Annotated in this window: 21 protein-coding genes and 1 tRNA gene; 20 read left to right on the top strand and 2 right to left on the bottom strand. The window is 52.2% G+C overall.

Annotated elements, in window-relative coordinates:
• The first annotated feature begins 75 nt into the window (after positions 1–75).
• A tRNA-Gly gene (locus A0G03_RS05820) sits at positions 76–149 on the top strand.
• A gap of 270 nt (positions 150–419) precedes the next feature.
• The gene (locus tag A0G03_RS05815) at positions 420–812 is read left to right on the top strand and encodes a YybH family protein (RefSeq protein ID WP_048258811.1); all 393 of its coding nucleotides are present in this window, start codon (positions 420–422) and stop codon (positions 810–812) included.
• Positions 813–913: 101 nt separating this feature from the next.
• On the opposite strand, the gene A0G03_RS05810 is transcribed toward A0G03_RS05815, so the two are convergent.
• Complete coding sequence (locus A0G03_RS05810; RefSeq protein WP_048258771.1) at positions 914–1,999, bottom strand: DUF1176 domain-containing protein; 1,086 nt, start codon at positions 1,997–1,999, stop codon at positions 914–916.
• A gap of 378 nt (positions 2,000–2,377) precedes the next feature.
• Between A0G03_RS05810 and lpxP the strand changes: the two genes are divergently transcribed.
• Complete coding sequence (gene lpxP / locus A0G03_RS05805; RefSeq protein ID WP_048258772.1) at positions 2,378–3,301, top strand: kdo(2)-lipid IV(A) palmitoleoyltransferase; 924 nt, start codon at positions 2,378–2,380, stop codon at positions 3,299–3,301.
• A gap of 310 nt (positions 3,302–3,611) precedes the next feature.
• Here lpxP and A0G03_RS05800 read toward each other — a convergent pair whose 3' ends face one another.
• A complete protein-coding gene (locus tag A0G03_RS05800; protein WP_048258773.1) occupies positions 3,612–4,028 on the bottom strand; it encodes a hypothetical protein in 417 nt (138 codons plus the stop codon).
• A gap of 342 nt (positions 4,029–4,370) precedes the next feature.
• Between A0G03_RS05800 and A0G03_RS05795 the strand changes: the two genes are divergently transcribed.
• From A0G03_RS05795 to A0G03_RS05715, 17 genes are all read left to right on the top strand, one after another.
• Entirely contained in the window at positions 4,371–5,726 is a 1,356-nt protein-coding gene (locus A0G03_RS05795; RefSeq protein ID WP_048258774.1) for an NCS2 family permease, read from the top strand.
• A 465-nt stretch (positions 5,727–6,191) separates the two neighbouring features.
• The gene (locus A0G03_RS05790) at positions 6,192–7,838 is read left to right on the top strand and encodes a Na+/H+ antiporter (protein ID WP_048258775.1); all 1,647 of its coding nucleotides are present in this window, start codon (positions 6,192–6,194) and stop codon (positions 7,836–7,838) included.
• 358 nt (positions 7,839–8,196) lie between these two features.
• Positions 8,197–8,907, top strand: a complete 711-nt coding sequence (locus tag A0G03_RS05785; RefSeq protein WP_048258776.1) for a response regulator transcription factor — start codon at positions 8,197–8,199, stop codon at positions 8,905–8,907.
• Positions 8,885–10,399: a sensor histidine kinase gene (locus tag A0G03_RS05780; protein WP_048258777.1), complete on the top strand. Its 1,515-nt coding sequence runs from the start codon at positions 8,885–8,887 to the stop codon at positions 10,397–10,399. Before A0G03_RS05785 ends, A0G03_RS05780 begins: the two co-directional genes overlap by 23 nt.
• 313 nt (positions 10,400–10,712) lie before the next feature.
• Positions 10,713–10,934, top strand: coding sequence for a Flp family type IVb pilin (locus tag A0G03_RS05775; protein ID WP_010295686.1), 222 nt, complete (start codon positions 10,713–10,715; stop codon positions 10,932–10,934).
• 7 nt (positions 10,935–10,941) lie between these two features.
• Entirely contained in the window at positions 10,942–11,493 is a 552-nt protein-coding gene (locus A0G03_RS05770; protein ID WP_048258778.1) for an A24 family peptidase, read from the top strand.
• Between the two features lie 46 nt (positions 11,494–11,539).
• The gene (gene cpaB / locus A0G03_RS05765) at positions 11,540–12,493 is read left to right on the top strand and encodes a Flp pilus assembly protein CpaB (RefSeq protein ID WP_048258779.1); all 954 of its coding nucleotides are present in this window, start codon (positions 11,540–11,542) and stop codon (positions 12,491–12,493) included.
• A gap of 80 nt (positions 12,494–12,573) precedes the next feature.
• Positions 12,574–14,013: a type II and III secretion system protein family protein gene (locus tag A0G03_RS05760; RefSeq protein WP_048258780.1), complete on the top strand. Its 1,440-nt coding sequence runs from the start codon at positions 12,574–12,576 to the stop codon at positions 14,011–14,013.
• A 21-nt stretch (positions 14,014–14,034) separates the two neighbouring features.
• Positions 14,035–14,721 carry a CpaD family pilus assembly protein gene (locus tag A0G03_RS05755; RefSeq protein WP_048258782.1) on the top strand — a complete coding sequence of 229 codons (687 nt, stop codon included), beginning with the start codon at positions 14,035–14,037 and terminating at the stop codon, positions 14,719–14,721.
• 14 nt (positions 14,722–14,735) lie between these two features.
• The gene (locus A0G03_RS05750) at positions 14,736–15,935 is read left to right on the top strand and encodes a CpaE/TadZ family protein (RefSeq protein WP_048258783.1); all 1,200 of its coding nucleotides are present in this window, start codon (positions 14,736–14,738) and stop codon (positions 15,933–15,935) included.
• 57 nt (positions 15,936–15,992) lie between these two features.
• Positions 15,993–17,396: a TadA family conjugal transfer-associated ATPase gene (locus tag A0G03_RS05745; RefSeq protein ID WP_048258784.1), complete on the top strand. Its 1,404-nt coding sequence runs from the start codon at positions 15,993–15,995 to the stop codon at positions 17,394–17,396.
• Positions 17,397–17,414: 18 nt separating this feature from the next.
• Entirely contained in the window at positions 17,415–18,395 is a 981-nt protein-coding gene (locus A0G03_RS05740; protein WP_048258785.1) for a type II secretion system F family protein, read from the top strand.
• Between the two features lie 14 nt (positions 18,396–18,409).
• Entirely contained in the window at positions 18,410–19,369 is a 960-nt protein-coding gene (locus A0G03_RS05735) for a type II secretion system F family protein (protein ID WP_048258786.1), read from the top strand.
• A gap of 118 nt (positions 19,370–19,487) precedes the next feature.
• Positions 19,488–20,339 carry a tetratricopeptide repeat protein gene (locus A0G03_RS05730; protein WP_048258787.1) on the top strand — a complete coding sequence of 284 codons (852 nt, stop codon included), beginning with the start codon at positions 19,488–19,490 and terminating at the stop codon, positions 20,337–20,339.
• Positions 20,339–20,887, top strand: coding sequence for a hypothetical protein (locus tag A0G03_RS05725; protein WP_048258788.1), 549 nt, complete (start codon positions 20,339–20,341; stop codon positions 20,885–20,887). Before A0G03_RS05730 ends, A0G03_RS05725 begins: the two co-directional genes overlap by 1 nt.
• Positions 20,880–21,512 carry a TadE/TadG family type IV pilus assembly protein gene (locus tag A0G03_RS05720; protein ID WP_048258789.1) on the top strand — a complete coding sequence of 211 codons (633 nt, stop codon included), beginning with the start codon at positions 20,880–20,882 and terminating at the stop codon, positions 21,510–21,512. The genes A0G03_RS05725 and A0G03_RS05720 overlap by 8 nt, the downstream gene beginning before the upstream one ends.
• Before the next feature lie 179 nt (positions 21,513–21,691).
• Positions 21,692–23,323 carry a Tad domain-containing protein gene (locus A0G03_RS05715; RefSeq protein ID WP_048258790.1) on the top strand — a complete coding sequence of 544 codons (1,632 nt, stop codon included), beginning with the start codon at positions 21,692–21,694 and terminating at the stop codon, positions 23,321–23,323.
• Positions 23,324–23,381 lie beyond the last annotated feature (58 nt).

The following is a 23,381-nucleotide window of genomic DNA, read 5'->3' as shown; positions in this document are numbered from 1 at the left end:
AAAACAACAGCACTTTGCCGGGTTTTTTACTTGCTCGGCAACGGCATAGCGCTATAATGCCACTCGCCTCTCCGTGCGAGTGTAGTTCAATGGTAGAACGGCAGCTTCCCAAGCTGCATACGAGGGTTCGATTCCCTTCACTCGCTCCAAAACATTTCTGATCTCTTGATTCTAAAAATACCTATCTGCGTGATATACAATCAACTGCATTACCCTATGGTTACCCATTAAATTTGTAACTGCTGGACTACGTCTGCGTAATTCCCAAGAGAGTCATGATTTCTCGGCCACTGATGAACAAGTTGAGCAAATCACTCGCTATTATTGTGGCGATAGATGAGGAAAGAGGGATTTAATACCCGTTTCTATTGAATTTTCACGTCAGAATGTTCTGCGCCACGTTACTGAGGTCAATGCTTATGAAGCCACATCCGATACGCGAAATCATTGAAGCCTGTGATAGAGCAATATCTGAACGAAATTTTGATGCCTTGATGAATTATTATGCTGAGGATGCCGCACTCGTTATCAAACCTGGAATGGTTGCAAAAGGGAAGGGTGATATAAGAAAAGCATTTGTCGCTATTGCCGATTACTTTAAAAATCAAATTGTTGTTGAACAAGGAAATATGCAGGTCATAGAAGGCGGTGGTGACGCTTTAGTTATCATGGAAACGGTGCTTCATTACCCAGACGATCAGGGGAATATTGTCACAACAACTCGGCGAGCGACCTACGTGTTCAGGAAAGAAGCTGATGGAAACTGGCTTTGCACCATTGATAACTCCTATGGAACAACGCTTCTTGACTGATTATGCTTAGTCAATGCAGGCGCTCTCAGGATGATTCTGGCGCGTTTTTATTCTCTTTCCCCATGTTTGAATATGAGGCCCACGAGTGGCCCCAATTTCTTTCATTTCCCCGGTTTAATCACAGTCGCTGTCCAGTAGGGTAAATCCCAGGTGCCGCCGAGGCGGATCATACGGCATGAGCCTGTAATTGATGCTCGGCTTTGCTGGAATGTTTTGCCATCCCATACCCAGGCACTATCGCTCATGCAGTCCGCGAGTCCACGCCCTTTCTGTACTGCGGTAATTTCACCGTTTTCGTAGCCTACGCCGATTGTGGTCACGAGTTGGGGCTGAGTTTGCATGGCGTTGTCGATGACCCAGTAAGCGTAGCCTTCGTTGTAGGCGGCACGCCAGCAAAGGGTGCTGAGTAGAGACATACTGCCATTGAGTGGCGTGAGAATCATCGGTTCTGCTGCTCTGTCATCCTGTGGCGGAAAGTCATCGCAGTCATCTTCCTTTAGCGTCTTAAGCAGCTTTTTCTGGATGGCAGCTTGTTCTGTATTCGTCAGATGTCGTGAGGGTTCCTGTTGGGTTGCTGCCGAGTAGATAACGGGAGCTGCTACGGCAGGGTGCTCACTGTTTTTGTCGCCTTTTTTGGTGATGGCGTCCGTCGTGCCAATACGACCCTGCCTCTCATCCATCTTTAGCAAGACAGCGTAGGCGCCTGTTCCAGACAGTTCGGAAACGATGCCATCATGCAGAAACGCGACTTTCCCGCTTCCTTTCAGCGCCTGTAATACGGCAGGGATTTGTGTTTCATTGAGCTGCCAGAGATTGTCTTCGGTCGAGGTGAGCGAACCTTTATCCACACCGTCAACGGTTAGCGTGAGTTTGGTGCCTTTAGGAATCTCTTTGTCTACCTCAGCGAGTGTCACCTCAGCCGTTATTGGCGTGTTTTTCCCGGCATGGCGCGTTATAAGCAGGGAAACGTCTTGCGCTTTTTCATCTTCTCCCATGCTTTTCTCTTCTGACGTGTAGCCTGCTGCCCGGCACGTTAGCGTGTTATCGCAGACCACTTCCCAGTCTTTATGAAAGAAAGTGCTATCGGCGAATGTTGCGGCAAAAGCTAGCGTAGGAATGCTGGCGATGACAACAATTAATGCATTGAATCGTAATGCATTGGATCGGTAAGGGAGAGAAAAGAACATTTTCAATCAAGTCCTTGATTATGCTATGGCTTGTTATCCTCTGTGACCTGATGTCGGGAAGCCAGTCGCGTTTGTTGGCGCAGGGTATTATGTTAGCTTCAGGTTGTCTCAGATTGCGAATATTTCTTATCCAACTACTCCTTTATTGAGTATGAATCAGGTATGATATTGCTACCGTCAGCCGTTCATCGGCTGTGCAAAATCCCCTCTGTGTTATCAGCATGTTTATCCTGCTTTTTAACCTCATGCGCGATAACGGTCAGAATTAAGTTTTCCACACAGCTGAAACGATCCCTATAAATAAGTGTCATGATAGATGTAGCGCGATGAGAACGACTCTTTATGCGGTACGCTGTTAATCACTTAAAGATGAGTATCATGAAGATTAAGCAAACATTTACCAGGGCATTACTCCACCCGCGCTATTGGACGACTTGGTTCGGCCTTGGCGTGCTGTTTTTATTAGTCCAACTTCCTTATCCGCTGTTGATGAAAATCGGAAGCAGTGCAGGTCGTTTATCCCGTATCTTTCTTAAACGTCGGGTGTCGATTGCCCGGCGCAATCTTGAACTGTGTTTCCCTACGATCTCCGATGACGAACGAGAAGCCATGATCGACAGCAACTTTGCTTCGCTCGGAATGGCATTGGTTGAAACTGGCATGGCCTGGTTTTGGCCCGATCGTCGCGTGCGTCACTGGTTTGATGTTTCAGGGTTGGAACATTTACAGCGTGCTACCGCAAAAGGTCAGGGCGTGATGGTGATTGGTATTCACTTCATGTCGCTGGAACTGGGCGGTAGGGCGATGGGGCTGTGTCAGCCGATGATGGCGATGTACCGTCCGCACAACAATAAAGCGATGGAAATGGTGCAAACCTGGGGACGTTCTCGCTCGAACAAGGCGATGATCGATCGTAAAGATTTGCGTGGCATGGTGCAATCACTGAAACGTGGTGAAGCGGTATGGTTCGCTCCCGATCAGGATTACGGCCCTAAAGGCAGCGTGTTTGCACCGTTCTTTGCGGTGAAAAATGCGGCGACCACCAGCGGCACCTACACCATCAGTCGTCTGGCAAAACCCGCGATGATGACGACAGTGCTGATTCGTAAGCCCGATGCTTTGGGTTATCAACTGGTGATTCAGCCTGAATTACAGGATTATCCTTATCATGATGAACAGGCTGCGGCTTGCTACATGAATAAGGTAATTGAGAAAGAAATCATGCGTGCGCCTGAACAGTATCTCTGGCTGCATCGTCGCTTTAAAACTCGCCCAGCAGGTGAAGTCTCACTCTACGCCTGATGACGTAGTGAAAGAGTATAGTGAGATAGCGTAAACACGTGTGATATAGGATGGCGCTTCGGCGCCATCACTGCACAGCGAGCAGAATCCGTTACGCAAGGTGTAGAAAGGAAGGTAGAGAAACAAGGAAAGCGTACAAACAAAAATGGCTACCAGATGGCAGCCATTTTAGGGTGGTTAACGTACAGAGTACGATTAACGGAAGATAGCGTGGGGGTTAACACCGCGATAGGTTTTGCCCAACGCTTTTAATATTTGATTGATTTTGCGGACAACGCGCATCTTTTTTATCCCCACGATTCTTAAATAATTATTGGTTGAAAGTACCAAAGTTGATGTTGATGTTTTCAAACATAGCGATGATTTTGTTCAGCAGTTTCATGGTCATTTCCTCGTTGTTAGTTGATTTGTTTTCTGTGATGCTGTTCACGTTTTTAAGAATACTCGCACTGATACGGGTGGTCAACTTTTTTGTGATGTGAATCACAAAAAAATGAACGATCAGTTTGTGAGGAGTAAACCGCTGTTTTGATTTCCGTCTAAGAACCCTTTCTGCTTTTTCTTCATACTGGTGTGTTTTCAGCGAGTTGTCGGATTGATGATTACCTGTACTGGCTGCGCATTCCCTTATCGAAAAGATGAAGTGAGATAGGTAAATTGTCTCGATTAGCAGTTGAAATAAGCGCAGGGGAAGCGGGATAATCATGCGCTTCGCATTGCCTGCCATCGTTTTATCCAGCTTGTTTTAGTACAGCCTGTTTTGATTCGGCAATGTCTTGAGACAGTAACGTTTTTTCCGGTTCTGCATTCAGCGAGCTAATCGTTTGCGTGCGGGGCTATAGCCTAAATAATTCGAGTTGCAGGAAGGCGGCAAGAGAGGGAATCCCGATGAGCTTACTTGAGTAAGTGATTCGAGTGACTGAACGCAGCCAACGCACATGCAGCTTGAAGAATGACGGGTATATACGGTTCATGATGCGCCAGCGATGCTGGTGCACTCGCGGGGCAAGGCCGCGGGAGCCGTTCAGTATTGATCTTAAATAATAATGACATTTCAGGGGATACCACCATGTCAAACACCACCCGTCAGGCTGGCTCGCAAGGCTCGCTTGATGCTTTTTTCAAAATTACACAGCGCGGCAGTAACGTGCGTCAGGAAGTGTTAGCAGGCCTGACGACGTTCCTGGCCATGGTCTACTCGGTGATTGTCGTGCCGAGTATGCTGGGCAAGGCTGGCTTCCCGCCGACGGCCGTGTTCGTTGCGACCTGTCTGGTTGCCGGACTGGGATCGCTGTTGATGGGATTGTGGGCTAATCTGCCGATGGCGATTGGTTGTGCGATTTCTCTGACCGCATTCACCGCGTTCAGTCTGGTGCTGGGACAGCAAATCAGTATTCCCGTGGCGCTGGGTGCGATCTTCCTGATGGGCGTACTGTTTACCATTATTTCAGTTACGGGCATCCGCTCCTGGATCTTGCGTAATCTGCCGCTGGGCGTGGCACACGGTACAGGAATTGGTATCGGTCTGTTCCTGCTGATTATCGCCGCTAACGGTGTGGGTCTGGTGGTAAAAAACCCGATTGACGGCCTGCCGGTTGCGCTGGGCGACTTCACCTCTTTCCCCGTCATTATGTCTCTGTTGGGGCTGGCGGCGACTATCGGTTTAGAGAAGCGTCGCGTACCGGGCGGTATTTTGCTGGTTATCGTCGTGATCTCTGTTCTGGGACTGATTTTTGATCCGAATGTAAAATACGCTGGCTTCTTTGCATTGCCGAGCCTAAAGGCCGCTGACGGTTCATCGCTGATCTTCAGTCTGGATATCATGGGTGCGTTGCAGCCACTGGTTCTGCCAAGCGTGTTGGCACTGGTAATGACTGCCGTGTTCGATGCCACGGGCACGATTCGTGCTGTAGCTGGACAGGCGAACCTGTTGGATAAAGACGGGCAAATCATCAACGGTGGTAAGGCTCTGACCGCAGACTCCGTGAGCAGCATTTTCTCCAGTCTGGTCGGGACGTCACCGGCAGCGGTCTACATCGAATCCGCAGCGGGTACGGCAGCCGGTGGTAAAACTGGCTTAACGGCAACCGTCGTTGGTGTGTTGTTCCTGCTGCTGCTGTTTGTCTCTCCATTGGCATATTTGGTTCCTGGCTATGCTACTGCGCCAGCGCTGATGTACGTCGGTCTGCTGATGTTGGGCAACGTCTCTAAACTGAATTTTGATGATTTCGTTGATGCGATGTCAGGTTTGGTATGTGCCGTATTCATCGTACTGACCTGTAACATCGTGACCGGTATCATGCTGGGCTTTGGTGCGCTGGTATTAGGACGCATCTGCTCCGGTGAATGGCGTAAACTGAACATCGGCACTGTGATTATTGCTGTTGCGCTGGTGGTGTTCTACGCGGGCGGTTGGGCGCTGTAATCCCTTCTCACAGACCTTCTGGCTCGGTCCAGAAGGTCTGTCATTCCTCGTTTTTCCCTCCTTCATCATTACCCGCGCCAAATGCGATTTTATGTGCCCTTTTATTGGCTTTGGGTTGATGTTACTTGTGTGATAATCAATAAAGTAATTATCCGTCATACTTCAAACCGCATGTGCGTTGGCAATACTCGGCTCATCTCTGAGCCTCGCCCTGAAGGGCCGCCGCTAGCGGCGTTCAAATCGGCTAAGCCGATTTGTCCTCGCTCACCCCAGTCACTTACTGATGTAAGCTCCCGGGGATTCGCTGTGTCGCCGCCTTCTTGCAGCTTGAATTATTTAGGATGAAACCTCTCTTTTTTACCGAGAAATCCATTTTCATACCGGACTAAATGCGTTAAATATGGAAGGGCAGTTCACGCGCTCGCAGGCAGAATTTTTTGATTTAGGAGTACGTCTAAGGAAAGCATGGAAATATTTTTTACGATTCTTATTTTGACCCTGGTTGTATCCCTGTCCGGGGTAGTTACGCGCATTTTACCTTTTCAAATTCCTCTGCCTTTAATGCAAATCGCGCTGGGTGCCATCCTTGCCTGGCCCCAATTCGGTTTGCACGTTGATTTCAATCCTGAGCTGTTTATGGTGCTTTTCATTCCGCCATTGCTGTTTGCCGACGGCTGGAAAACACCCACGCGTGAGTTCCTGAGACACGGTCGAGAGATTATCGGTCTGGCGCTGGTTCTGGTACTGATCACCGTGGTAGGCATCGGCTATTTCATCTACTGGATGGTGCCGGGAATGCCGCTGATTGCTGCTTTTGCGTTGGCTGCCGTGCTGTCGCCGACGGATGCCGTGGCGCTGTCTGGCATCGTGGGTGAAGGTCGTATTCCGAAAAAACTGATGGGCATTTTGCAGGGCGAAGCGTTGATGAACGATGCGTCCGGCCTGGTATCGCTGAAGTTTGCTGTCGCTATTGCGATGGGTACGATGGTATTTACGGTTTCCGGTGCGGCGCTGGAATTTACTCAGGTAGCGCTAGGCGGGCTGTTGGCGGGCGTTGGTGTGACCTGGATATTCGGTAAATCGCTGCGCGTTATCAGCCGCTGGAGTGGTGATGACGCTGCAACACAGATCGTATTGTTGCTGTTGCTGCCTTTTGCGTCGTATCTGATTGCAGAACATATTGGCGTGTCGGGCATCTTGGCTGCCGTAGCCGCAGGGATGACGATTGGTCAGTCGGGTGTGATTCGTAGCGCGCCACTCACGATGAGGATGCGTGCCAACGGCGTGTGGTCGATGTTGGAGTTCGTGTTCAACGGCATGGTGTTCATCATGCTGGGTCTGCAATTGCCGGACATTCTGGAAACCTCGGTTACGCAGGCGGAGCTGGACCCAACGGTTGAAACCTGGATGCTGTTTACCGATATTGCAATCATCTATGGTGCCTTATTGCTGCTACGTTTCAGCTGGCTGTGGGTGATGAAAACATACAGCACGCATATCCAAAAAAAGCGGCCGATGGTTTTCGCCGAGTTTTCCACGCGTGAACTGTGGATCGCTTCTTTTGCTGGCGTCCGAGGGGCGATTACGCTGGCGGGTGTGTTGTCTATTCCGCTGTTGTTGACGGATGGCACGGCGTTCCCGTCACGCTATCAGCTGGTGTTTATCGCCACGGGCGTCATTTTGTTTTCTCTGCTGTGTGGTGTACTGGCGTTACCGTTTCTGCTGCGCGGCGTGGTGGTGGCAGACAAAGCGGCGCATGCCAAAGAAATCCGCATGGCGCGCATGGCTGTGGCGGAAGTGGCAATCAAAAGCATGCACAAAATGGAGGAGCGTCTGGCTGCCGATCGAGAGGAAAACATTGATGAGCAGGTGCTGAAAGAAGTCAGCGCACGCGTCATCGGTAATCTACGTCGACGGCTAATTAATAAAGACGATCCTGAAAACGGTATGTTGATTGAGGATCTGGAGCGGCGTTTTCGTCTGACTGCGCTGAATTCCGAACGTGCAGAGCTGTATCACCTGCGTGCCACGCAGCAGATCAGCAATGAAACGTTGCAAAAAATGCTGCGCGATCTCGATCTGATGGAAGCGCTCCTGATCGAAAATGAGTAAAACTCAGTGAGACGATCCCCGCTACTGCGTTGATTTATTTCTCTTCTCTTTCCTTCCTCTACATCCCCATGGCGTAAGCGATGGGGATGTTTTTTATACGCCTAACCTAAGAACTGTGTCAGGTGATTGTAAACTGCTTGTCACTAAATGATAATGATTGTTATTATCCGTAGGATTTTTCTTAGCAGTAGAAAAATCCTAAGTAAAAAGCTAAGAAGTAGAAAACCAGAAATAAAAAACGGCCCGCACGGTATCAGAACCGCGTGGGGTGAATAGCTGTTTGAAAGACCAGATAAAAAATAAACGGACATTAACCCTGAATTAATTAGGTAATAAGCCACGTTTATAGGGGAAAATTATGCGTGTATTAGTGGTTGATGATGATTCTGTGCTGTGCCATTGGCTCGGGTCTAAATTACATTCCCACGGCCATTCTTGCCGGATGGTGCACGATGGCGCACACGCATTAAAAGCAATCAAGGATGAAGTTTATGATGTCGTTTTGTTGGACAGAATGCTCCCTATCATGGATGGATTTACGGTATTACGTGAATTACAAGGGTCACGTCATCCGCCTATTATGCTGCTCTCGGCACTGGATCGAGATGTCGATCGAGTGATGGGACTGGAGCTGGGTGCGGAAGATTACCTCGGCAAGCCTTTTAATTTTAATGAGCTTAGATTACGTCTGGATATTATGGCGCGACGCGGTAAACGTCATGTCGATAATCCCTCTATGCTGATTTTTGAAGATCTGCAACTTGACCGTATGCAGCGCGTAGCATGGCGCGGTGGCAAACGCATCGATTTAACCGATAAAGAAATCAAGCTACTGATTATATTGATGGAAAATCCGGGGCAGGCGATTACGCGCACGATGCTGTTAGAGCGAGTATGGGGCTACAATTTTGATCCGCAAACCAATCTGATCGATGTTCATATGTCAAAGTTGCGGGCGAAAATTGATAAAGGATTCCCTCGTCCATTAATTAAAACGCTGAGAGCGATGGGCTACGCATTAGGCGCGGTAGATAAGGATAAAACCGATGTTGGCAGCCACGCTGAATAGAATAAAAATAAAGAGGCTGGGGCAGCGCTGGCAGATAAAAATAAAACACTGGCAATTACTGGGGGCAAGCCAATATCCCGGTTTTTTATGCACCTCTAATTTTCGTCAGGCAATAACCATTGTTTTTCTGTTCTTATTAATGATGCTGATGTGTATTGTCGGCTTCAGTTCATTAAGTGAAACACTGATTCGAACGCATGTCCGTGAAGTTATTCTGGGTAATATTTACGATTACTCGATGCAGTCGCGTTTAACGAATGCCGATAGTCTGATTGCGCAATTACGACAGGATAATCGAGCGAAAGGTGATGAATTACCGCTGTTTTTGGTGATGAATAAACACGGCGATATTCTGTATCACAATCATCCTTTAAGAACGCATCCATTAAGAACGAACCCATTAACGTCTGATTCTGCCAACACGCATCCTCTGGAAATGCGGCAGCATAGTGATTGCCGGATGGATGTCAGCTGTCTTAAAGCCGAAATTTCCAGCCCAGACGACCCTAATCTGATTGGTTTGTCCGTCATGTTGGATGATGGGGGCGTGCTGTTTACCGCTTACAACATTCGTCCGATGTTAGAGCGGGTGAGGACGATCCCGCTTGTAGCGGGGGCGGGATTATTTATCGTGCTGCTCTTCTGCCTGTTTGTCAGCCGTCATTTCAGCTTACGTAGTTTGCGCAGCGTGGAGAAAATTCGCGCGGCGCTGCATCGCTACAGCAGCGGTGAGCAACAGGTGCGTATGCCTCTATCGCCTTACGATGATGATTTTGACAGCCTGAGCGCTGATATTAACCAGAATCTGGAACGGATTGATCGCCTGATGGAACAGGTGCGCAATACATCGAGCCACGTCGCACATGAACTGCGTACCCCATTGACGCATCTGCAAAATCGTCTGTTCAACCTGACGGAGCGTGCAGGGCTGGATAACGATATTCGCGATGAATTGAATCTGGCGGTGGACGAGGTACATAAAATCCTTGGGCTGTTCCGTACCGTGATGCGTATCGGTGAAATCGAAAGCGGACGCTGCGTGCACCAGTTTGAGAACATTGAGGCGCGCCAACTGCTGGAAGAAATTGCTGAATATTATCAACCGCTGGCGGAAACGCGCGGCTGTCGGCTGAAGATTGAAATCAAAGCTGGAATCCAGCTCTTTGGCGACCGTGCGCTGCTGTTTCAGGCGCTGGCGAATCTGGTGGAAAATGCGCTGAAATACGCGGCACAGGGGAAATACATCACGTTGAGCGTGACGCTTTATCGCGGCTGGATTGCACTAAGTGTTGCGGACCGTGGTCCGGGTATTCCGCCTGCACTCCACGGCAAAGCGCTACAGCGTTTTCAGCGGCTGGATACCTGGTTTCAGTCCGGCTATGGGCTGGGATTGTCTCTGGTTCAGGCGATTATCGATCTGCACGGCGGCAAACTCTATCTGGACTCCTCCGAGCCGGGATTGAACGTCTATCTCTGCCTTAATCGCTGTTAATGTCTTTTTTCTCGCGATGAATACGACCCGTGGTAAGTAGTTTGTACTCTGTTTACCACGACGATCCTCTCTTGTTTTTATGAATATCCCTGCAAAAAATATGAATATTTATTAATTTTCTCTGTAACGAAATTTATGTTAATTATTGATTTATATTGATAATTTCTCGTATGGAAAGATTAACGAATATTAATGTTCTGCTGCTTGCGGTGTTTGATAATAAGTCTCATTATTAATCTTATTATCATCATGGCATCCCCCGAATCCCCGAGTAGGCCATGATTTCTTTGGCTGCGGATTAGAGAGTCTTCCTATGAAAAATATGAAAGCAAAATTGCGTTCTTTCCTGCGTGACGAGAGCGGTGTAACGGCGATCGAATACGGCATTCTTGCTGCGGCAATGGCTGCGGCTATCGGTGCGATTTTCGGCGGCGACGGTATTTTCGTAAAAGCGCTGAATGAAAAATTCACCCAAATCGCCGATCAAATTACTGGAACGGGCACCAGCGGCGGTACATCCGGCGCAGCGAAATAAGCGCGAGATGGCGGATTACACGCACTGGCTGCAGACGGCACTGCTGATGGGCTGCCTGCTGTGGTGTATCAGTACCGATCTGTTAGTACGCAAAATCACGAATCAGGCGGTATTGATTTTATTGCTGGGCTGGCTGTTCTTCAGCGCTTCACATGTCCTGCAATCCGGTGCGTTAGATAGGTTGGCACTACAGAAAATGTTGTGGGCGCTGCCAGGCGCGGCGGCAGTACTGGTTGTGGGATTTTTGCTTTTCCTTACCGGCAGATTAGGCGCTGGGGATGTCAAGCTGATGAGTGTGCTGTGCCTGTGGGTTGGGCAAGGACACCAGATCGTTTTCGTCATGGTGACGGCACTGGCTGGTGGGGTTTTAGCACTCAGTCTGCCGCTGCTTAATACCGTACCCACAGCGGTGGCGATGGGCATTCAAACCACCAACCGGATATTCAAGAGTCGGTTGCCTATGCCACCCGCGTTGCCCGCCGATCTTTCTCAAGGCATACCTTACGGTGTCGCCATCGCGTTTGGCGCAATGTATGTCCTGATTTTTCCCTTGTTTTAATTCTGTCGCAGCTTTAAGACACACACGCTAGGGTAGGCAAGTTGAAATGAAAGTGAACTCTACATACGTACTGTCAGGCGCACTCGTGCTGGCAGGAATTGTTGCGCTGATGGTGCGTAGCCATCTCTCTTCTGAACCCCCAGCGCCACCTCCGATGGTGGTTAAAGCACCGGAAAAAGTCGCAGTTCTGGTGGCCGCGAAAGCTCTTCATCCCGGTGATTTCATTGACTCCGCATCACTGCGCTGGGACGAAACGGATAAACCCGTTTCCCGCACGTTCAATTTTATTCGTGGTAAAGACAGCCAGTCTTTGCTGCTGGGCGCAACGCTGCGTGAAACGGTAGCGGAAGGTACACCGTTGACCAGCAACGTATTGGTTAAGCCGAATGAACCGGGCTTTGTTGCTGCCGTATTGCATAAAGGCATGCGTGCTATTTCTGTGCCTACCAGTGCCGTTGCCAGCAATGCCGGATTAGTGACGGCGGGCGATCGTGTCGACATCATCCTGAGTATGAAAAGAGACGATCAGCCGGAACTGCCTCCAAGCCGTACTCAGCCAGTTATGATGCCACTTTTGGCTTCACAGACCATTGTGCGCGATTTGCGTGTGTTGGCGCTTAATGATCGCACAGATGCCCCTATATACCCGCGTACGGATGTCAGTGCAGAAGATGGTGGTGAGCTGAATACTACAGCCAAAAGCCGTGAATCCGCGATGGGAACTCGCTCACGTACCGCTACCTATCAAACCGTCACGCTGGAAGTGACGCCGCAGCAAGCCGAAATGTTGGCTGTTGCAAAAGAGTTAGGTGTTTTACATCTGTCTCTGCGTAGCGCAGCTACGGATGAAACAGGGGATTTGGTTACCGCACCTTCTCAAGTAACCACTGTGACACAGGCTACTGATATCTATGGTGTTTTATCCGCAGGGTCCGGTGGTCATAAGGTTAAAACGTATCGCGGTGAGCAAAAAGACGTGGTGACGTTCCCCTCCCGATAGAACAAATACGCAATCTGACAACCTGCGGGGTGCCGCGAGTTGCTCATAGAACAATGAAGCCCATTACGGAAATTAAGTAAATGACGATGTTTTCGCTGTTTTTGAAATCGGACTTTCGGGGTACGTGCAAACGATTGCTGGCCGCTGGCCTGTTTAATGCGGTATTGCCTGTCACGCTGACGACGATGATGTTGCCTGTGACCACGCTGGCTGCCGGGGTATCTGAAGTGGCTGAAACCAACGTGGTGCACCTGACCGTGCATCAAGGACGGTTGTTACAGCTCGACGCGCTGCCAGACAGCGTGCTGGTGGCCGATCCGAATATTGCCAGTTTTGAACTGCCTTCACCGGGCAACCTGTTTGTTTACGCCAAAAGCGTCGGTACCACTACGCTCTATGCGATGGACGAAAATGGCAATGTCATCAACGCCATTCGTCTGGTGTCTGAACATGATTTGAAAGCGTTGGGTGAACGCATGAAGCGTGAATTCCCCGGTGCGGATATCCAACTGGAAGCCTCGATTCCCAGTGGTGTGATTGTGCGCGGCAGCGTCGATACGCCGCAGGATGCCAAGCGTGTTATCGACAGCATACAGGCTTATATCAGTGCATCCTCAAGCGGCGGGCAGGGCGGCGGTGGAGGCGGTGGTGAAAAACTGCCAGGTTCCAGCGAATCCTCCGGCAAAGTGATCAACCAACTTAAAATCAAAACGCCTTCGCAAATCAATATTCAGGTTCGCGTCGTGGAAGTGTCTCGCAAGTTGACCAGCGAATTGGGCTTCAACTGGGCTGCATCATTGAGCACTGGCAGCGGCAACATGAGCGCAGGCAGCGGTTCGCGTCTGAATCTGTTCAACGCCACAACCGGTCGATTTGCTAACCCAACGGATTCGGGCTTCCTGAACTTCGGTCGCTCCAGACTGAGCGGACTGTTAACCGCAATGAACCAACAGGGCATGGCAACCGTATTGGCTGAACCTAATCTAACGGCGATGTCAGGGGAAACCGCTGCGTTTGCTGCGGGTGGTGAAGTGCCAATCGTCTTGATCACCAACAACAGCGTCAGTATCGATTACAAATCCTACGGTGTGATTCTGCGTATGACGCCGACGCTGCTGTCTGCTAACCGCATTAGTCTGCACATTGCGCCGGAAGTTAGCGAACTCACGGATGTAGGTTCCGTACAGTTGGAAGGTGGATCGCGTATTCCAGCCTTAACGGTACGTCGTGCGGATACTACGGTGGAACTGGCCAGCGGACAGAGCTTTGCGCTGGCGGGAATGCTGCGTAGCGCGGGTAGCCAGACAATTAACGGCGTGCCGGGGTTGAGTAGCGTCCCGATGTTTGGCCGCCTGTTTGAAAGCGAATCCACCAGTCAGGAAGAAACGGAACTGGTGATTATCGCGACCGCTTATGTGGTCGAGCCGGTTAATGCAGGCGATCTTCAGACGCCGGGACAAGGCGTAAAAATGCTGGACTCGTCCATGCCACGTTCTGCGTCTATCGGCTATCTCTACTGAGTTCGTGAGGGGAAATAAAATATGAAAACGATCAACAGCAACCACCCTCCGTTTCGCCCGTTGCACATGCGTGCCGCAGTGCTGACCGCCGTTTTTCTGCTGGCAGGATGCGGATGGAACAAACCGATTAACGATGTGCGCATGCAGCGCTTCGATCAGCCGGCTCTGCAACCGATCGCGGTTCAGCCTTCATCGGTGTCCGTGCCGTTGCTGGTTGCACCGAACGGACGGGGTTTTCTGCCCGAGTCCCTGAAACAGCTCAATATCATGTTGAAAGATCAGGGGCGGTTATCCGCGCAGACGCTAACGCTTATCCCGCACAGCGCAAGCGGTGAGCAGATGGCTGGACGACTGGCGACGGTGCTGAAAAATGCCGGAGCCAATGCGCAGAATGTGAAACAGATGCGCCGTTCGACGGCGAGCGGACAGACTGGCGATCTGGAAGTGATCTCCGAGGCGCTGGTGGTCAAAACCACTCGCTGCACGATCAATGACCCAAATCAGCTGATGGTGAAGCCCTATGAGGCGATAGGTACTCTCGGCTGCGCTACGCAAAACAATCTGGCAATGATGGTCGCTGAACCACGGGATCTGATTCAGGCGAAAGCGCTGGATAGTGCGGATGGTGTGGCTGCGGTCAATAGCATCGAACGCTATCACAAAGGTGAAGTGAAAGAGCTTATCGACATTAACTTTGAAGAAGATTAAGGGCGTGACATTCCATGAGTGAAATTACCCCTAACGATGGTGAAGAACTGGCGCTACCGCTGGTGGCGTTCGCCAATGATGTACGCGATGTGGCAGATATTAGCGATCTCTTTGCTCGCCTGAAACAGCCGGATGTGCCGGTGATGCCTGGCGGCATTGCTGCTGCTCGTCAATGGTGCGAACTGAATGTCCCGCCGCGCGTTTTACTGGTGGATCTGGAAGGGGCGCACTGGCCGCTTCCCGCGCTGGAAGAACTTCTCAGCGTCTGCGGCCCTACCAGTCAGGTTATTGCGACAGGCAAAGAGCAAGATGTGGGGTTATACCGTGCGCTGCTTCAGGCGGGCGTGGTGGACTACCTGGTGAAGCCGCTCACGCTGGATCTGCTGGCAGCAACGCTGGCGAAGTGTGAAGGCCAACAGGCTGGGCCGGAATATGCACGTATGGGCCGAACGATTGCGGTCGTCAGCGCCAGCGGCGGAAGTGGTGCCAGTACCGTGGCGATGGGGCTGAGCCGCCTGCTGTCTGGTGAACGTCATTTACCCGTGGCGCTGGTGGATTTTGACCGTCGTAACGGTGACCAACTGCTGCTGCAAGGGCAAACCGATGATGCGGGTCTGGCGGCGGTGTTGGGGACTCAGGAGCTGGATACCCGACTGTTGCAGCGCGCCATGCTGCGCGTGGATACCCGTTTGCACCTGTTGGCGCAGAAGCCAGAGCTGGGCGAATTGAGCCCGGTTGAGGTGGATAACGTCCTGAATCTCGGTGGTGCGCTGTGCCGCATGTTCAATCAGGTGATTTGGGATCTGCCCAGCAGCTATCCGACCGGGGCACTGGACGTACTGACCTACGCGGATCTACGCATCATCGTGACGGAATTGACGCTTCAGGATGCACGTAATGTGCGGCGTGTACTGAATGAAATCGGCGACGAAAGCGAAGGGCAGCGTCTGCTGCTGGTGCATAACCAGAGCCGTTTTGCTACGAACGCGCCGTTAAGCCGCGATCAGTTTGAACAATTTACCGGCCGGAAGATTGATGTCGTGTTGCCGAATGCAGGCCACGCGCTGGCGCAGAGCCTCACGCTCGGCGCATTGAATCTGGCTGCGGCTCCTGCTTTCCAACAGGGATTACGCCAATTGGTCGATCTGGCCTGCGGCGTGCGTGCCAGACCAGCAGAAAAACGCTGGTTCTCGCGTTGGTTAAAACGCGCCTGATGATGTTAAGCGTTCGCCGTTTTTCAAAGGGTTAAGGACTATTTTAGGGTTACGGACATGTTGATTCGTAAGAATAACCTGCAAAAAAGTGAAGCAGGGAAAAGTGCGCCTCAGGCCGCGCCTGCTGCCAACGTGGCAGAACTGAAAACGCGTCCGGCTGCGGAGAACCGTACACAGCCAACGGCGAACACGTCTTCTGGAGCTGCCCCTGCTGCCCGCCAGACGGACAATCGGAACAGCCAGCGTCGGATTATCCGCGCACAGCTTTACGATCAGATCGATGCCGGTAAAGCGGCGATGATGGGGCGTGACAAACTGCTGGTGCAGATCGAAACGGTGATCCGCCGCATCTGTGATGAGCAACGGTTACAGCTTTCTCGGCAGGAAGAGGAAGCTATCGCCACCGAAATGCTGGATGAGATGACGGGAATCGGGCCGATCCAGCCGCTGTTGGCGGATGACACGGTCAACGATATTCTGGTTAACGGTGCTGGTCAGGTGTTTGTCGAGCGCTTTGGCAAACTGGAACTGTCGCCGATTACCTTCATCGACGAAGAGCATGTGTTTAACACCGCGCAGCGTATTGCCGCCGCGGTGGGACGCCGTATTGACGAAGCCAGCCCGATGGTGGATGCGCGTCTGCCAGACGGTAGTCGCGTTAACGTCATTACTTATCCGCTGGCGATCGACGGCACCACGATCTCGATCCGTAAATTTATGCGCCGCAACCTGTCGCTGGAAATGCTAGCGGAGCGCCGCTGCATGTCCTACGCGATGGCGGATGTTCTGAATAAAGCGATGCAGGCACGCGTTAACGTGATCGTCTCCGGCGGAACGGGTGCGGGTAAAACCACCTTGCTGAATGCACTGTCGCAGAAGATTGGCACCACCGATCGTATTATCACCATTGAAGATGCCGCCGAGCTGCAATTGCAGCAGGAGCACGTGGTGAGATTGGAAACTCGTCCTGTCAGCGCCGAAGGCACTGGCCGCATCGATCAGCGCGATCTGATGCGTAACGCCCTGCGTATGCGCCCCGACCGCATCATTCTGGGTGAAGTACGTGGCGGCGAGAGCTTCGACATGTTGCAGGCGATGAACACGGGCCACGATGGTTCGCTGTGTACGGTGCATGCCAATACCTCGCGTGACGCGATACAGCGTCTGGAAAACATGGTGATGATGGCGAACATGCAGCTGCCGCTGATGGCGATCCGTCGTCAGATCGCCAGCGCGGTTCACCTGATCGTGCAGATCGAACGTATGCGCGACGGCATGCGTCGTGTGGTGTCCATCACCGAAGTGTGCGGCATGGAGAACGAAGTGATCCAGCTTCAGGATCTGTTCAGCTTCAACATTCAGGGGATGGATGGACAGGGTCTGCTGACGGGGGAATATGTTCAGCACATTCAGCGCCCGCAGTTCTACAGCGATAAAGCGCATCTGTTTGATGCGCAATGATGAACTGAGGAGACGCCGATGAGTGATGTACGCCTGAATCTGATCACGCTGCTGGTATTTGGCAGCGTGCTGATGCTGCTCTTGGCGGTCAACGCCTGGAGAAAATCACGCCAGAACCGTCTGCAGCGTGAGCAGCGCTGGTTGCAGGTTTTAAACGAGGTTAGCCCGTCGGCTGCTGCTGCCGTGTCTGATTCGATCCTGCGTGACGAGATCAAAACGCCGTTGATGGGCGTCCCTGTCATTGGGCGCTGGCTCGCTATCCTCTGGGCGCAAATGACGTTCATCGGCTGGAAAAAGAACCTACCTCAGCGTTCTCTTTCGCTGGGAGCGGTCAGCCTGATACTCGGCATGATCTTAGGGCAGCGTACTCTGCTGCCGCTCACGATTGGACTGATGTTTACGCTGCTGTTGTTTGTCAGCATCGGCATGATGTTGTTTCGTTCGACGCTGCAAAAACATCTGAAAGCGCTGCGCGAAAGTCTGCCCGAAGCCATTGATGCGATTACCCGCAGCTGTCGTGCTGGTGTTCCGGTGGCGAATACTTTCTCGATTGTCGCCGAGCACCTGACTGGGCCGTTGGCGAATGAATTCAAGACGATTGACCACTGGCTGAAGCTCGGTATTCCACTACGTCAGGTCATTCAGGCCTCGGCGACGCGCGTACCGATGGCTGAATACCGCTTTTTCGTGGTCATTTTGATCATCAATCAGGAAGCGGGTGGGCGACTGGGGGAAACGCTGGAGCGTCTGTCTGCGACGCTGCGTGACCGTCGGGAACTGCAATTGAAAGTGCAATCCAAGACGTCTGAAGCGCGTGCGTCTGCCAAGATTGTCGCCGCGCTGTTCCCCGGCTGTCTGGCCTATTTGTACATGAAATCACCCGACGATTTCAGCTTCCTGTTCTCCGATCCGGTTGGAACGACGGTACTGATTTACGCCTTGTGCAGTGTCTCGGTCGGCATGTTGATCACGCACTTTATGGTTAAACGGATAGGGTAAAGGGAGAGCTACTCATGACTGTTTTTGACGATCCCTTACTGCTGTTGGCGCTAGTGCTGATGGTGGCTGGAATCTATCTGGCCCGTACACAACATAAAATCCAGCAATACAAACAGCTGGAAATTCGCATGCGTGGGCATTTACCCAGCGCCTCTATAGAGGCGGCCTCTCAGGATAACATCCTGAGAGGCCAGGGAACGGCATTATCCCCCCTGTTGGAAAAGCTGTTGCAGCCTCTCGCCACGCAGGGCGAACGCCTGTCGGGATCGGATCGCGATCGCCGCAATCTGCGTCGCCTGCTGGATCTCGCAGGGCTTCGCCGTAACGAAGCGGTGGGCTGGCTGGTGATGGGGAAATTTGCCGCTGGGGCGCTGCTCGCTATCGCTCTGGTGTGGGGCTGGTTGCCACCTGCTGACCGTGCGGGTTTGACGGGCGTAGCGGCAGGGCTGATTGGCTTCTTTGTCGGTTCCATGGTGCCGGAGTGGTGGCTGAAATGGCGTGCGGCAAGCCGGGGTGAAAAGCTGGCGCGTGCGGTGCCGGACGCGCTGGATCTGATGGTGGTCTGCGCCGAAGCCGGTCTGCCTATTGGACGCGTGTTACAGGTGGTATCGAAGGAGTTAGGGCTGTCTTCACCGGAAATGGCAGATGAACTGCACTACACCGCCGCCGAATTACAGATCCTGTCGGATCGTACGCTGGCGATGAAGCATTTGGCGGAGCGTACCCGGGTCAGCGAGATCGAAAGTATGGTGGCGACGCTTATTCAGGCGGAGCGCTACGGTACACCGCTGTCTCAGGCGCTGCGTACGATTGCCGATGAAAGCCGCAAGACGCTGATTCTGGGGCTGGAAGAGAAGGCTGGGAAATTGCCTGCGCAGCTGAGCGTGCCGTTGATGGCGCTGATCCTGCCGCCGATTATCGCGATTATGGCATCACCCGCGTTGGTGCGAGTGATTCGCCTGCTGGCGCAATAGCTTTTTACTTTCAACATATTGATTTTAAAGAATTGATTTTAAAACGTTGAGTTTACAAACATCGATTTCCGGTATGAACCGGAAATTACTAGCGTTACAACCGATGGAGTTATCGAAGATGGTCGATCTGGTAGCAAAACTTAAGCGCGGCGCGCCCATGCTGGCACTGCTGATTGTCAGTACCGTGCTGGCGGGATGCGGCAGCTCGATGGCGATTAAAGGCAGCAAAGATGAAGGCTTGCGTCTGGCCCGTCTGCTACGCGATCAAGGACGTGTTGAAGCGGCGACGGAAGTGTACGCGCGCCTCGATAGTCGTGATGCGCTGAAAGGGGCAGAGATGCTGGAATATGCCAGCGTTGCGGCTCTGGCACGTTCGCCACAGCAGACGCTAGAACTGTACGGACGAGCGCGTCAGGCGCTGGGCGGTGATACCAACCAAATGACGTCGGGAGAGGCGCTGGCGGTGTGTCTGGGAATGGGGCGTGCACAGCTGGCATTAGGACGTAATGCGATGGCGCAAACCGACTTTGCCTGTGCGCTGAAAGCACAGCCGAATGACGCTGGCGCACTCAATGGTATGGGCGTGGTGATGGATGCATCAGGCAAACACGCAGAAGCGCGTCAGCTGTTTGAAAAAGCATTGCAGGTGAACCCTGCCGATGTTGCGGCACTGAACAATCTGGCGCTTTCATGGTTGGCGAGCGGCAACGCGGACAAAGCGATTTCTCTGCTGCGTTCAGTGGATGAGAGCAACGCAACCGGCAGGCTGAATCTGGCGCTAGCCTACCTTTCTGGTGGCAGGGACGATGAAGCCCGTTCGGCGCTGGCGACCATTGCACAGCCACAGCGTATTGATGGCCTGATGGACGAACTGAATCAGCGTTTACAGCAGATGCAGCAGGATAAATCCCGTGGCGAAGCGCTGCTGTTGTCCAGCCGTCAACGTCTGCAATTGAGTGCACCTGAGTAATGGTGTGGCTTCGTAATCGCGACCCGTGGCGTAAGAAAGGTCTTGTGCCACGCCATGAACGTAACTGGCGCAGCACGCGCGGCGTGATCGCTACGGAAGTAGCATTTCTGGTGCCGGTGGTGTTGGTCGGGGTGATGATGCTGTTTGAACTGGCTCGTATCGGGCTGGTGATCGCCGTTGGCAGCGCCGCGTTGGATAAAGCCGTACAGACGTTTCGTCTTGATAACCTCGTTACGGACAGTGCGGAACAGATGGGAACGCGGCTAAAAGCTCGCATGGTTGAATCAGGGTACGGCTACCTCAAGGAAGACGATTTAACCGTCAGCGTGTTGCACTTCGACAACCTGACTCAACTTGGCGGGCTGACGAACGGCAATAGCAGTCAGGATAATCCCAATGATGAAGAAACGACGACGCTGCCAGTGTGGTCCGTGACGGTGCAGATTAAAAAAGCGTTTATTACGCCGCTGCCGGAAGTGTTAACGCTGGGGGACACCTTCCGTTATCAGTACAAACATGTGTTTGGGACGGAACTGCGTAATGACTGATCGCTTATTGAAAGCCTGTCGTTTATTAAAAACCGACCGTTTCCTGAGCGGGATCCGTCGCTTCTGGTGTTCTCGCCGTGGTTCTCTTGCGGTAGAAACAGCGCTGGCGTTTCCGATTGTACTGGCGATAGGCTCGCTGTGTGCGGATCTCTACACCGTCGGGTTGGAACGGACGCGCATGGAACAGCGAGCGGGTGCCATTGCGTCAATATTAGCGATGCAGCAGAAGCTGGATGAAAAAGGGCTAAAGGGGCTGCTCGATACGGTATTGCCAATGGAAGGGGCAGGGAACTATCAGTTGTTAATCAGCAACGTGCGCCAGACTGGTGAACTGTACTGGCAGTTGAGCAGAGGCACAGCAGAAGCGCTGTGTGTGGAAAGTGAGACACTGCCAGGCGAAGAGTATCTCCCTGAACTGCCGGAAAGAGATCGTGAAGAAGGCAGTAAGACTACCTCCATGATAGTGGTCGAGATTTGCCGTCAGGGTAAAGACGTGAGCCTGCTGGGCGGCATGTCGCTGGGCGGTCTGCTGCACGCGTCGTCAGTCAACCGGGTCGCTATCAACGTGGTTGAACTGGATGAGGTACTCAGAAAAGAGGCTCTGCTAGAGGAAGAAGATCAGTAATAACCGACGTATATACAGATACAGAAGCGGCAAATAGACCGCAAACGGCAGCGAGTGTCTCGTTACCGAAATAACGAAACGATTAAGACAAATAGGCATATGAGCAATGTCGTTTTTATTTTCCCGTTTTATGGGCGGGTTAAGTACGTGCTGAATACAGGTATACAGGACAGGAAGTAATGAAAAAAACCTTACAGAACAGAAGCGTAAAAAAAGACGACATTGGAATAACGCTATTCTGGCGTGAGCGCCTGTCTGCCTTCATTCAGCAGGAAAAGGGGGCGGGTACTGCATTCTATACGCTAGGTGCGATGGCCTTATTAGTGACAGCGGCTTTTATCGTCGATACCTCGACGGCAACGGGTGACGCGACGCAGATCAAACGCGCGACAGATGCCGCCGCGCTGGCTGTCGGGCATCAAGCGACCATTAATGGCGAAGAATACAGTCAGGAAGATACCAATAAGTTGGCGTATGAATACGTCAAAAACAATCTGGGGATAAATAAGGCCCTGAGTGAAAAACTGCTGGCGAGCGATGTGTCCGTTACTGAAGGGCGCAACAGTGCCACACGTAAAACCTATACCGTTACTGCCGCCTTTGAAACCAAGCCTAGCCTGCTGAGCCTGGGCGCAAAGAAGCAGGAAGTGTATTCGACCTCGGAAGTCATCAACCGGCCGACCGAAATTGCCTTTGTTATGCCAGTGACTGGCGATATGAGTGATGGGGATATCCGCTCGCTGAAAAGCGTCAGCCGCGCGTTTGTCGAACGCATGCTAAGCAGCGCGGACGGTAAACGCGACAACCTGTGGCTATCGCTGGTGCCGTACAGCCAGTCCGTAAACGTGTACGACGCAGAAGATGCGAATCGCATTCGTCGCTGGTCTACGCCGAGCGCGCTAAACCCGCCGGAGCTGCGTTCGCTTTTTGCCAGTGGCGTTGTCAGTAGCCTCGCCGACCGTCGTTTCCCCGATCGCCGCGCTAACCTACTGTGCATGTATCGCGGGCTAGGCCGAGAAGAAAACTTCTTCTGGGATGAGCCGCCCGCTGGGCAATTCCGTATTTACTACCGCCATGATTTGCCACAAAACGGCAGTCCTGGTGCACCGCCGATTACCTGGCGCGGTCCTAACCCCGATCTCTATCCGTGGGATAACAACTCCAATGCCGTGGATACCCGCTGGATTGTTGCTGACAAAGGGTGTCCGAACGCGGCACTGATGCCGCTGACCAACGAAGAAAGCCTACTGAATCAGCGTATCGAGCAATTTTCTGCCCGTTTTAACGTGAACTACGCCATCGGTATGTCGTGGGCGGGCGCGGCGCTGTCGCCTAATATGCGCGGCTCAGACGGCTGGGGTGATTCCAAGCTGCCGCTGGACTTCAATCTGGATGGCAATGGTGATGGGCAAAAAGTGATCATAATGATGGCGAATACCATCGGTAACTGGTTCGACACCGACAGCTATAACTTCAATCGCAACGAATTTCGTGGCTCGACCGGAACGGATCCTGCCCGTTCTTTTGCTGCACAGCGCTTCCGCGATCTGTGTTCCAGCTTCCGTGCGCGCAATATCAAATTTTATTTTGTCGGCATTCGTCCCGGCGACCCTGAAGACTTTGGCCGCAACCTGTTCGACAGAGAAGCGACGCCGGGCCTACTGGTCTGCACTGAAGGCGAAAAACGTATGAGCTTTATCGATGGTTCAGGCTTCGGCGCGGAAGGCGTTGAGGATCAATTGATTCAACGGTTGGATCGTATTGCCGGCCAGATCGAAACCGAGGGCGGCTATGTTCGGCTGGTTGAATAACCGCTGAATGTAGCCAGGAATGACGCGATTTGCCCCTTTTATTACAGGACATGACACG

The organism is Pectobacterium peruviense (assembly GCF_002847345.1).
GTDB lineage: Bacteria > Pseudomonadota > Gammaproteobacteria > Enterobacterales > Enterobacteriaceae > Pectobacterium > Pectobacterium peruviense.
This window is presented reverse-complemented; position numbering and strand designations above follow the sequence as displayed.